Here is a 12,094-nt window from a genome sequence, read left to right as displayed (position 1 = left end):
TAGATTAATCAAATCGGGCTTATGCCGACTACACGCTATTACATTTTGTCGGGAAATTGGTTATAGTAATGAGCGGAATGCACGCCCCTGAAAATCTTTTTGTGAAAAGGAAGCAAAATGTCTGATGCCGTTGCAAAAGAAACCCTCAATCCGTTTGAAATCGCGCGAAAACAGGTCAAAACCGCCTGCGACCGGCTGAAAACCGATCCGGCCGTTTATGAAATCCTGAAGAGTCCGACCCGCGTGTTGGAAGTCAATTTCCCCGTCAAACTCGACGACGGCACGGTCAAAACCTTCACGGGCTACCGTTCGCAACACAACAACGCCGTCGGCCCCTATAAAGGCGGCGTGCGCTTCCATCCCGGTGTGAATTTGGACGAAGTCAAAGCCCTGTCGATTTGGATGACCATCAAATGCTGCGTGGCCGGCATTCCTTACGGCGGCGGCAAAGGCGGTATTACCTTGGATCCGCGCGATTATTCCGAAGCGGAACTGGAACGCATCGCACGCGCTTATTCCGAAGCCATTTCTCCGCTAATTGGCGAGAAAATCGATATTCCCGCACCTGATGTGAACACCAACGGCAAAATTATGTCTTGGATGGTTGATGCCTATGAAAACGTGGTGAAACATTCTGCACCGGGCGTATTTACCGGCAAACCGGTTGAGTTCGGCGGCTCTTTGGCGCGTACCGAGGCTACCGGTTACGGCGTGAACTTCGCCGCCGTCCAAGCCTTGGAAAAACTGGGCAAAGATGTGAAAGGCGCGACTTACGCCATTCAAGGTTTCGGTAATGTGGGCTACCACACCGGTTACTATGCGCATCAATCTGGTGCGAAAGTCGTTGCGGTTTCTACTGTCGATGTCGCCATCTACAACGAAAACGGCTTGGATATGGAAGCTTTGTTTAAAGAATTCCAAGAAAAAGGCTTCATCACCAACGAAGCCGGTTACGGCAAGGAAATTACCAACGCCGAACTTTTGGCTTTGGATGTGGACGTACTTGCCCCTTGCGCGTTGGAAAACCAACTGACTTCCGAAAACGCCGGTAAAGTCCGCGCGAAAATCGTGGTTGAAGGCGCAAACGGCCCGACTACGCCCGAAGCCGACGTTATTTTGCGTCAAAACGGCGTATTGGTCGTGCCCGATATTCTGGCGAACTGCGGCGGCGTGGTCGTTTCCTATTTTGAATGGGTGCAAAACCTGCAAGGCTATTATTGGGAGTTTGACGAAGTTCAGGAAAAAGAAACCGTCGTCCTGCGCCGCGCGTTCCGCGATATTTGGAACTTGGCTCAAGAATACGATGTCGACCTGCGTACCGCTTCTTACATGATGAGTATCCGTCGTGTTGAAAAAGCGATGAAGCTGCGCGGTTGGTATTGATGTTTGAACAAAAAATGCCGTCTGAAGCCTTCAGACGGCATTTTTGTGTGGACGGAATGAATGGTGCGGATGACCGATTTGGAAGGTTAAAGTCGAGTAGTTCGCCTGTTTTTGACACACGGTTTGATCGGGGAAGTCGGCTTTGTGTTCGACACTGGCTTTCCAGAAGCCTTGGCGCAAAGGGATGATGTCTACTTCTCCTTTGCCGTCTGTGCTGTCGGAGAAAGCCTGTGCTTCGGTGCTGATAAATAAATTATTGTCTGATATATGGTTTTTGAGAAATTAAAAAGCCGGTTGGGTGTAACGGGCTTGTCTGATAAGATGGCAAAATTTTTGAATGGAGAGAAAAGATGCCTTATGTCAATATTAAAGTAACCGGCGGCAAGGAAGCACCGGATGCCGCGCAAAAAGCGGAGCTGATACAAGGTGTAACGGAATTGTTGCGCCGCGTGTTGGGCAAAAATCCCGAAACAACGGTTGTCGTGATTGACGAAGTGGATACTGATAACTGGGGCATAGGCGGCAAAAGCGTCAGCGAACGGCGCAAAGAGGGCAGGTGAAAAGCCTAAAAAACCCTGCCCTGATGCTTTAAATTCCGCGTGAAAAAGAGTACATTCCCACCCATTGCCCAAAATTTACGGAACACATTATGGATAAGTTTCCCAAGTCTGCAAAGCTCGACCACGTCTGCTACGACATACGCGGGCCGGTTCACAAAAAAGCCCTTCAGTTGGAAGAGGAGGGCAACAAAATCCTCAAGCTCAATATCGGTAACCCTGCGCCGTTCGGCTTTGAAGCCCCTGATGAAATCTTGGTCGATGTCATCCGCAACCTGCCGACTTCGCAAGGCTATTGCGATTCCAAAGGGTTGTATTCCGCCCGTAAAGCCATTGTTCACTACTATCAGACCAAAGGTTTGCGCGACATCACGGTAAACGACGTTTACATCGGCAACGGCGTGTCCGAGCTGATTACGATGTCTATGCAGGCGTTGTTGAATGACGGCGACGAAATCCTGATTCCCGCGCCCGACTACCCTTTGTGGACGGCGGCGGCAACGCTTGCGGGCGGTATGGTACGCCATTATCTGTGCGACGAAGAAAACGGCTGGTTTCCCAACCTTGCCGATATGGAAGCCAAAATCACGCCCAAAACCAAAGCCCTCGTCGTCATCAATCCCAATAACCCGACAGGCGCGGTGTACAGCAGGGAAATCCTGCTGGAAATCGCCGAACTGGCGCGCAAACACGGTTTGATTATTTTCGCCGACGAGATTTACGACAAAATCCTCTACGACGGCGCGGTTCACCACCACATCGCCGCGCTTGCCCCCGACCTTTTGACGGTAACGTTCAACGGTTTGTCCAAAGCCTACCGCGTTGCCGGCTTCCGCCAAGGCTGGATGGTGCTCAACGGGCCGAAACATCATGCAAAAGGTTACATCGAGGGTTTGGATATGCTCTCGTCCATGCGCTTGTGTGCCAATACGCCGATGCAGCACGCGATTCAGACGGCATTGGGCGGTTATCAGAGCATCAACGAATTCATTTTGCCCGGCGGGCGGCTTTTGGAACAGCGCAACAGGGCGTGGGAACTGGTCAGCCAAATCCCCGGCGTGTCCTGCGTCAAACCGATGGGTGCGATGTATATGTTCCCGAAAATCGATACCGAAATGTACCGCATCCGCGATGACATGAAATTCGTTTACGATTTGCTGGTGCGCGAAAAAGTCTTGCTGGTACAGGGAACGGGGTTTAATTGGATCAAGCCCGACCATTTCCGCATTGTTACGCTGCCTTACGTCCATCAGATTGAAGAGGCGATGGGCAGGCTGGCAAGATTCCTGCAAACCTACCGCCAATAAGGGGACGGTTTGTCTGCCGAGGATAAAAAATGCCGTCTGAAACGGAGATTCCCGTTTCAGACGGCATTTTCAACAGCAGGAACGAATCAGGCGAATTTCAGTCTGTCGCCGTCGGCTTCCACCCTGATTTCGCTTTCGGGCGCATAGTTTCCGGCAAGCAGGGCTTTTGCCAGCGGGTTTTCAATTTCCGACTGGATGGCGCGTTTGAGCGGACGTGCGCCGTAAATCGGGTCGAAACCGGCTTTGGCGATGATGTCCAGAGCGGCATCGGAAACAGTCAGGCGCAGGTTTTGTTTTTCCAAACGTTTTTCCAAACCTTTAAGCTGAATTTTCGCAATGCTGCGGATGTTTGCCTGATCCAGTCCGTGGAACACGACCACTTCGTCGATACGGTTGATCATTTCAGGACGGAAATGCTCTTTCACATCCTCCATCACAACTTCTTTCACGGCTTCGTAGTCCTGCGTGCCCATTTGTTGGATGTGCTGGCTGCCGATGTTGGAAGTCATCACAATCACGGTATTTTTAAAATCTACCGTCCTGCCTTGCCCATCGGTCAGGCGGCCGTCATCCAATACTTGCAACAGGATATTGAACACGTCGGGATGGGCCTTTTCCACTTCGTCCAAAAGAATCACGCTGTACGGTTTACGGCGGACTTGTTCGGTCAGGTAGCCGCCTTCTTCGTAGCCGACATAGCCCGGAGGCGCGCCAATTAAGCGGGCAACGGCGTGTTTTTCCATATATTCGGACATATCGATACGAATCAGATGATCTTCACTGTCAAACAGGAAGCCTGCCAATGCCTTACACAATTCGGTTTTACCCACGCCGGTCGGGCCTAAGAACAGGAAGCTGCCATAAGGTTTATTCGGATCGGCCAAACCGGAACGGCTGCGGCGGATAGCGTCGGACACGGCACGCACGGCTTCATCTTGGCCGACCACACGGCGGTGCAATACTTCTTCCATTTTCAACAATTTATCGCGTTCGCCTTCCATCATTTTGGCAACGGGGATGCCGGTCATACGGGAAACGATTTCCGCCACTTCATCCGCGCCGACTTCGGTGCGGAAGAGTTTGTTTTGTTTTTTGCCCTCAGGATTGCTTTCCGCTGCCTGCAACTGTGCGCCCAATTTCGGCAACTCGCCGTATTCGAGTTCGGACGCGCGGGCGAAATCGCCTTGACGTTTGGCCTGCTCGATTTTGACTTTGATGTCGTCCATTTGTTTCTTGATGTCGGCGGTACTGGAAGACGCGGCTTTTTCGGCTTTCCAAATTTCGTCCAAATCGGCGTATTCTTTTTGCAGACCGTCGATTTCTTCGTCTATCAGTTCCAAACGTTTTTTGCTGGCATCGTCGCTTTCTTTGGCAACGTGCATTTTTTCCATTTTGAGCTGGATAATGCGACGGTCGAGTTTATCCATTTGCTCGGGTTTGCTGTCCAGCTCCATTTTGATACGGCTGGCGGCTTCATCAATCAAATCAATCGCTTTGTCGGGTAGGAAGCGGTCGGTGATGTAGCGGTCGCTCAATTCTGCGGCGGCAACAATGGCGGGGTCGGTGATGTCGATGCCGTGGTGGATTTCGTAACGCTCTTGTAAACCGCGCAGGATGGCGATGGTGTCTTCCACGCTGGGTTCGCCGACCAATACTTTTTGGAAGCGGCGTTCGAGTGCCGCGTCTTTTTCGATGTATTGGCGGTATTCGTCCAAAGTAGTTGCACCGATGCAGTGCAGTTTGCCCCGCGCCAAGGCCGGTTTCAGCATATTGCCCGCGTCCATTGCACCGTCGGTTTTGCCCGCGCCGACTAAAGTATGGATTTCGTCGATGAAAATCAGTGTATTGCCATCGTCTTTAGCCAAGTCGTTCAACACGCCTTTCAAGCGTTCTTCAAATTCGCCGCGGTATTTCGCGCCGGCAATCAAAGCCGCCAAGTCCAGAACCAAAAGGCGTTTGTTACGCAGGGATTCAGGTACTTCGCCGTTGACGATGCGTTGCGCCAAGCCTTCGACAATGGCGGTTTTACCCACGCCCGGTTCGCCAATCAGCACGGGGTTGTTTTTGGTACGGCGTTGCAATACCTGAATCGCGCGGCGGATTTCGTCGTCACGGCCGATAACGGGGTCAAGTTTGCCGTCGCGGGCGCGCTGGGTCAGATCGAGCGTGTATTTTTTCAACGCGTCGCGTTGGTCTTCGGCATTGGCATCGTTCACGTTTTGTCCTCCTCGTACTGCGTCAATCGCGGCATTAATGTTTTGTTCGGTCGCGCCGGCTTCTTTCAGGATTTTGCCGGTCGCATCGTTCTGCTGTACCAAGGCGAGCAGGAAAAGTTCGCTGGCGATATAGGCATCACCACGTTTGGTTGCCGCTTTGTCCATCAGGTTCAACACCGCCTGCAATTCGCGGCTGGGCAGAATATCGCCGCCCTGGCCGGACACTTTCGGCAGGCTGTTCAAATGCTGCTGCAAACGCTGTTTCACCTGCGGCACGTTCACGCCCGAATGCGCCAGCAACGCGGCAGCACCGCTGTTTTGGTCGTCAAGCAGGGCTTTCAGCACAAAGCCCGCTTCCAGATAGCTGCTGTCCGCAGCCAACGCCAAACTCTGGGCTTCCGCAAGGGCTTGTTGGAATTTGGCGGTTAATTTGTCGTATCGCATTTTCTTTTCCTTTCAAAAATGTCCGCTGTCGAAGCCTATATGTGCATCATTGTGGATAACTCAAGCATTGGATTTTAGTTTTTCGGATTCGATTACTTATCTTGTTGAATATATTATAAATAAATTTTTTAATTTGTGTGTATAACTTAATCTGTCCAATAGGGAAGCGTCCGATGCCGTCTGAACAAATATTGTGAATCGGGTATAATCGGCACATCTTTTTCCCTTTCAGACGGCATTGATGCCGCAAGGACATTTTATGAGCAAAAAACGAGTTCTGACCGGCGTAACCACTACCGGCATCCCGCATCTGGGCAACTACGTCGGCGCCATCCGCCCCGCCGTCCGCGCGGCGCAAAACCCCGATACCGAATCTTTCCTCTTCCTCGCCGATTACCACGGCATCATCAAATGCCACGAGCCGGAGATGATTCACCAATCCACCCAAGCCGTTGCCGCCACATGGCTCGCCTGCGGACTCAATCCGGAACAGACCACTTTCTACCGTCAAAGCGACATTCCCGAAGTAATGGAATTGAACTGGATTCTGACCTGCATCACCGCAAAAGGCCTGATGAACCGCGCCCACGCTTACAAAGCCGCAGTACAGGCAAATACCGAAAACGGTCAGGAAGATCCGGATCACGGTGTGGAAATGGGCTTGTACAGCTACCCTATCCTCATGACTGCCGACATCCTTATGTTCAATGCCCATGAAGTTCCAGTCGGTCGCGACCAAATCCAACACGTTGAAATGGCACGCGATATTGCCAGCCGCTTCAACCACCGCTTCCGGGAACTCTTCACACTGCCCGAAGTGAAAATCGATGAAAACGTCGAACTCTTGGTTGGTTTGGACGGACGCAAAATGTCCAAATCCTACGGCAACACCATTCCGCTTTGGGAAAACGACAAAAAAACCCAAAAATCGGTCAACAAAATCATCACCAATATGAAAGAGCCGGGCGAGCCGAAACAGCCGGACGAAAGCCCCTTGTTTGAAATCTACAAAGCCTTCTCCACGCCGTCTGAAACAGCAGCGTTCACACAAATGCTTTCCGAAGGCCTGGCTTGGGGCGAAGCCAAAAAACTTTTGGCTGCCAAAATCAACGCCGAGCTGGCAGAACCGCGCGAACGCTACAACGAGCTGACCGCCGACCCTTCGCAAATCGAAGACATTTTGCAGACCGGCGCACAAAAAGCACGTAAAGAAGCGCGCGAATTATTGGGCAAAGTACGCGATGCGGTCGGTATCCGCCCGTTGAAATAAACCCAATGCCGTCTGAACATCCATTGTCCGTGTTTCAGACGGCATTTCAGACGGCATTTTGAAACCATCAGGAGTGTGGAATGCTTAAAACATCTTTTGCCGTGTTGGGCGGCTGCCTGCTGCTTGCCGCCTGCGGCAAATCCGAAAATACGGCGGAACAGCCGCAAAACGCGGTACAAAGCGCGCCGAAACCGGTTTTCAAAGTCAAATACATCGACAATACGGTGATTGCCGGTTTGGATTTGGGACAAAGCAGCGAAGGCAAAACCAACGACGGCAAAAAACAAATCAGCTATCCGATTAAAGGCTTGCCGGAACAAAACGTTATCCGACTGATCGGCAAGCATCCCGGCGACTTGGAAGCCGTCAGCGGCAAATGTATGGAAACCGACGGAAAGGGCGCACCTTCGGGCTGGGCGGCAAACGGCGTGTGTCATACCTTGTTTGCCAAACTGGTGGGCAATATCGCCGAAGACGGCGGCAAACTGACGGATTACCTGGTTTCGCATTCCGCCCTGCAACCCTATCAGGCAGGCAAAAGCGGCTATGCCGCCGTGCAGAACGGACGCTATGTGCTGGAAATCGACAGCGAGGGGGCGTTTTATTTCCGCCGCCGCCATTATTGAGGTATTCGGACATCCCGGAATATATTTGGGTTTTTCAAACCCTGCAGGAAAAAGTCCGCACCGTCGGGAAACTCAAAAGGAGGGGGATATGTGTTACAATTTTCCGAACTGTTTTCATAAAATAGTTTTCGGACGTGTTTCAATATGGCATTGATGCCGCCTTATTGTTCGAGAAAAAACCTTTATATTTAATATAATGGGTTTTAACTAAACGGGAAACCGTTTTCTCTCCGGCCGATGGGCAAAATCAGCCGATTGATGAGGCACGGTCCGGTTTTTAAGCAAAACCTTAATCAACAACTCAAGAAGGATAAGACATGAAAAAATTATTGATTGCCGCAATGATGGCGGCTGCCTTGGCAGCTTGTTCGCAAGAAGCCAAACAGGAGACTAAAGAAGCGGCCCAAGCCGTTGAATCCGATGTTAAAGATGCTGCGGCTTCTGCCTCCGAATCTGCCGCTTCTGCCGTCGAAGAAGCGAAAGACCAAGTCAAAGATGCTGCGGCTGATGCAAAGGCAAGTGCCGGGGAAGCTGTAACTGAAGCCAAAGACGCGGCAGCCGAAACCAAAGAAGCGGTAAGCGAAGCGGCTAAAGACACTTTGAACAAAGCTGCCGATGCGACTCAGGAAGCGGCAGACAAAATGAAAGACGCCGCCAAATAATTTGTTGCTTTGGCAAAAATGACGAGATGCCGCCTGCCGGCAACCCAAATGAAACCGCCTGAAGATTTTCAGGCGGTTTTTGAGTTATATGCCCCTTGTTTTTTACGCCTGCATGACCGTGCAGGGAGGATGTGCCGCGCATATCGGGATGTTGCGGACAGGGAAATGCCGTCTGAACATCATTCAGACGGCATTTGTTCCGCAAGGTTCAGACGGCCTCGACTTTGAACGGCATATTGATTTTTTGCCATTGGACGCTTTCATATTCCAATGCGTCGGCAATCAGGGGATGGCGTTCCAGCCATTCCCTGTCAATACGCAGGATGAAGCCGTGGTTTTCCGTATCCGTGCGCAACTGCATATTTTTCGGGAAATCCAGATCTTGGCGCGAACGGCAGAACAGTGCGGCAAGGCGCAGGGACAAAACGGCATACCACAACATTTCGTTGGTGCCGATAATGCCGCCCATTTTTTTCATATCGCCGCGATGACCGATGACCAGTTGGGCAAGTATGGTCTGTTCTTTGCGTGAAAAACCCGGCATATCGGCGTTTTCGAGGATGTAGGCGGAATGCTTGTGATAGCCGGTGTGGGCGATGTCCAAACCGATTTCGTGCAGCGCGGCGGCGCGTCCGAGATACTGTTGCCACAAGGCGAGTTCTTGAACCGTAACGTTTTTGGCGTGGCAGAGGCTGTCCATAAAGGTTTGCGCGGTCTCGGCGGTGCGTTTCGCCTGATTGAGGCTGACGTGGTAGCGGTGTTGGAACTCGGCAACCGTTTGTCCGCGCATATCTTCGTTTAAACCGCGCCCGATCAAATCGTAAAACACGCCGTCGCGCAGGGCGGCTTCGGTTACGGTCATCCTGTCGAGTTTCATTTCCTCAAACGCCGCCATCATCACGGCAAGTCCGCCGGCAAAAACTTCGATGCGTTCCGGTTTCAGGTTTTCAAATTTGGCCTTTTTGACCGAACCGGCTTCGATGATGCGTTCGGCGAGGGCGCGCATACCTTTGTAGGTAATGTCCGCTTCTTGGGGCATTTCGGCGGCAAGCACATCACGGATGGATTTTGCCGAACCCGATGTGCCGACGGCGAAATCCCAACCTTCGCGCCTCATATTTTTGCTGATGCGCTGGATTTCGTTGCGGGCGGCGGAAATGGCGGCTTGGAAGTCTTTGGCGGTGATTTTGTTTTGGAAGAAGCGCAGGCTGTAGGTAACGCAGCCCAAGGGCAGGCTTTCGGTAATGTCGGGATTCAGCGTCGAACCGATGACAAATTCTGTCGAACCGCCCCCGATGTCGATAACCAGCATTTTGCCGCCGCCGGGGGGGAGGGTGTGGATTACACCGGTATAAATCAGCCGCGCCTCTTCGCGCCCGGCGATGATTTCGATGGGGAAACCCAGTGCCGCTTCGGCTTTGGGAAGGAAATCTGCGATGTTTTTGGCAACGCGGAATGTATTGGTTGCTACGGCGCGTACCTGTTCAGGGCGGAAGCCGCGCAGTCGTTCGCCGAATTTTGCCAGGCAGTCTAAAGCCTGTTCTTGGGAGGCGGCACTCAGGTTTTTCTGTTCGTCCAGTCCGGCGGCGAAGCGCACCATCTGTTTGAACGAATCGATGACTTTCAACTGTCCGTTGTTGTTTTCGCAAATCTGGAGGCGGAAACTGTTGGAACCCAAATCGACGGAGGCAAGGACGTTTGCGGGATTGGTGGTCATGGCGGATACCGGTGGGGGAAAAACGCAATGTTACTCTGACGGCGCGGGCGTTGACAATAAATGATGCGGCTGTTTTTGATTCTGCCCGCAGATGTTGCCGACGGTATGTTTCCGACAGCAAAAAATGCCGTCTGAAAAACGTTCAGACGGCATTTTTTGCGCTTATTTGAAATCCTTTTCCACGCTCATGAAAATCTGCATGTTTTTGCGTGTGTAAAAACTTTTCATATTGCTGTCGATTTTCAGATAGCGGAAATTGAGTTGCGGCGTAAATCCCTTCCAAGAGATTTTGTCGTGCCACAACGACAGGTTTGCCTGATATTCGTGGTCTTTGCGCGGGAAGCGGTACACAATGGTCCCGGGTGCATCAAAAGTCCTGCGGGTATAGCGCAGATTTGCCCGCAGACCCAAGCCGCCGTCGAACGTTTTGACCGCGCCGACACGCAAACCCTTGCGGATGGAAGCCTGTTCTGCCTCTTTCGTCATGTCGTGCGACCAGTCCGCACCGCCGTAAAGCAGCCAGTCTTTCGGCGCGGAATACATCAGCGTCGCGCCCGCCAGCGGCATATGGCTGTCGTATCGGGCGGCGGTGCGGTCTTCCTGATAACGCTTCCACATATTGCCCGCGTTCAGCGTCAGCCGCCAGTGTTCGCTCAAGCGTTGGGAGAAATCGGCATTGAAGCCGCCGACGAAATTGTATCGGCTGCCGCCTAAGAGGTTTTGCTCGACAAACGGCACGATGCCGAACGAGCGCGTTACCGAACGGTTTTTATAGCCGAACGATAGGCGCAGGCTCTGTTCGCTGAAATCTTTGTTATCCCAATAATGCACGCCGCCGCCGCTGATGCCGCCGTAGAGGAAATGATGCCCGCCCGCATTGATTTCGCGCGACACGCCCAAGCCGTAGCGCAAACCGTGTGCCTTTTGCGGTAGGCTGTCGACGGTTTTTGTCCAGCTTTTTCCTGCAAATTCAATCGTTTTTTCGGACGAAGCGTTGTTCACATTGTCCGTTTGCTCGTATTGCAGCGACACATCGGGCTTCCAGCCTTGAGCCTTGTCTATGGCGGCAAGATAGCGGTCGGCAAGCTGCTGCATCGGCGGCTGCAAATCAGGTTTCGCCCGCTCCAATTCCGCCTTCGCCTCGCGGTACTGCCTGTTTTCAAACAGCATCACGCCCAAATCGAAACGTGGATACGCCAAATCGGGCTGTTGCGCCAAAATGCCGCGATACAAAGCCACCGCCTCGTCATGGCGCAACTGGCTGCGGCGCAAACCACCCAGCGCGTAATCGTGCAGAACCGGATTGAAATCCGGCAGGGCGCGATAGCTTGCCAACAGCGTTTGCAGCGTGTCCCAATCGCGGGCGACGACGGCGCGGTTGATCTGCTCTTCCAAACCCGCAAGAGAGGCATTGCCGTCTGAAACGGCTTCGGCGGCTTCTCCGGCTGCAACGGTTTCAGACGGCACGGGCGCATCCGTACCGAAAGCCGCCTCGTTGGAAAATTTCTTATGCGTCGCCACAGGCTTGATTTCGCTCTCTTCCGCCTTGCTGACAGGCGCAACAACAGGCGCGGCAGCCCGCTTTGGCGCGGCACGCTGCAACAGGCGGAAGGCATTGTCGATCTGTTCGTCAAAAGATGGGGCATAGGAAGCAAGCGGCAGAACCGGAATTTCCGTTTCGCCAGCCCTTTCAAGCCTTTCGGCAGTCACTATCCTGTCGTCGAACTTGCCGTCCACGAACACCTGTTTCGACACGGGTATAGGTAAAACGGGCGTTTCGGCAACGGCTGCCGCCGGCACGGACAAAAGAAGCAAAGCAAATTTTTTCATAAGTCAAACAGTTTCAGGGCAAGGGACCGGACGGGCAAACCGCGCAGTCAAATGGTCGAAATGCCGTCTGAAAGACCGTTTC

Annotated in this window: 9 protein-coding genes and 1 pseudogene; 6 read left to right on the top strand and 4 right to left on the bottom strand. The window is 52.6% G+C overall.

The genetic code is table 11. The features are described from left to right. Positions 1–117 precede the first annotated feature (117 nt). Positions 118–1,383, top strand: a complete 1,266-nt coding sequence (locus ACNAU7_RS03920) for a Glu/Leu/Phe/Val family dehydrogenase (RefSeq protein WP_416300856.1) — start codon at positions 118–120, stop codon at positions 1,381–1,383. Positions 1,384–1,413: 30 nt separating this feature from the next. Here ACNAU7_RS03920 and ACNAU7_RS03915 read toward each other — a convergent pair. Then, positions 1,414–1,626: pseudogene (locus tag ACNAU7_RS03915) on the bottom strand (hypothetical protein); the annotation flags it as partial. A gap of 107 nt (positions 1,627–1,733) precedes the next feature. On the opposite strand from ACNAU7_RS03915, the gene ACNAU7_RS03910 reads away from it, so the two are divergent. Together ACNAU7_RS03910 and ACNAU7_RS03905 are read left to right on the top strand one after the other, a co-directional pair. After that, positions 1,734–1,943, top strand: coding sequence for a tautomerase family protein (locus tag ACNAU7_RS03910; protein ID WP_416300854.1), 210 nt, complete (start codon positions 1,734–1,736; stop codon positions 1,941–1,943). 89 nt (positions 1,944–2,032) lie between these two features. After that, positions 2,033–3,247 carry a pyridoxal phosphate-dependent aminotransferase gene (locus ACNAU7_RS03905; protein ID WP_416300852.1) on the top strand — a complete coding sequence of 405 codons (1,215 nt, stop codon included), beginning with the start codon at positions 2,033–2,035 and terminating at the stop codon, positions 3,245–3,247. 86 nt (positions 3,248–3,333) lie between these two features. Here ACNAU7_RS03905 and clpB read toward each other — a convergent pair whose 3' ends face one another. Beyond that, the gene (gene clpB / locus ACNAU7_RS03900) at positions 3,334–5,907 is read right to left on the bottom strand and encodes an ATP-dependent chaperone ClpB (RefSeq protein WP_416300850.1); all 2,574 of its coding nucleotides are present in this window, start codon (positions 5,905–5,907) and stop codon (positions 3,334–3,336) included. Between the two features lie 259 nt (positions 5,908–6,166). On the opposite strand from clpB, the gene trpS reads away from it, so the two are divergent. The 3 genes from trpS to ACNAU7_RS03885 all read left to right on the top strand — a co-directional run bounded on the left by trpS (position 6,167) and on the right by ACNAU7_RS03885 (position 8,465). Then, positions 6,167–7,177 carry a tryptophan--tRNA ligase gene (trpS, locus tag ACNAU7_RS03895; RefSeq protein WP_416300848.1) on the top strand — a complete coding sequence of 337 codons (1,011 nt, stop codon included), beginning with the start codon at positions 6,167–6,169 and terminating at the stop codon, positions 7,175–7,177. A gap of 80 nt (positions 7,178–7,257) precedes the next feature. Further along, positions 7,258–7,803 carry a hypothetical protein gene (locus ACNAU7_RS03890; protein WP_003714489.1) on the top strand — a complete coding sequence of 182 codons (546 nt, stop codon included), beginning with the start codon at positions 7,258–7,260 and terminating at the stop codon, positions 7,801–7,803. Between the two features lie 317 nt (positions 7,804–8,120). Continuing rightward, positions 8,121–8,465 carry an Ag473 family lipoprotein gene (locus ACNAU7_RS03885; RefSeq protein WP_003714486.1) on the top strand — a complete coding sequence of 115 codons (345 nt, stop codon included), beginning with the start codon at positions 8,121–8,123 and terminating at the stop codon, positions 8,463–8,465. Positions 8,466–8,673: 208 nt separating this feature from the next. Here the strand turns inward: ACNAU7_RS03885 and ppx are convergent, their stop codons facing one another. Continuing rightward, positions 8,674–10,182 (bottom strand): exopolyphosphatase, encoded by a 1,509-nt coding sequence (ppx, locus tag ACNAU7_RS03880; protein ID WP_003714484.1) that lies wholly within the window; start codon positions 10,180–10,182, stop codon positions 8,674–8,676. A gap of 162 nt (positions 10,183–10,344) precedes the next feature. Then, the gene (locus ACNAU7_RS03875) at positions 10,345–12,012 is read right to left on the bottom strand and encodes a surface lipoprotein assembly modifier (protein ID WP_416300845.1); all 1,668 of its coding nucleotides are present in this window, start codon (positions 12,010–12,012) and stop codon (positions 10,345–10,347) included. Positions 12,013–12,094 lie beyond the last annotated feature (82 nt).

The sequence above is a fragment of the Neisseria sp. LACPHL-SPEC-2024-00856 genome, from assembly GCF_047915665.1.
Taxonomy (GTDB): domain Bacteria; phylum Pseudomonadota; class Gammaproteobacteria; order Burkholderiales; family Neisseriaceae; genus Neisseria; species Neisseria polysaccharea.
Note: the sequence above shows the minus strand (reverse complement) of the source record. Positions and strands in the feature narration are given on the sequence as shown.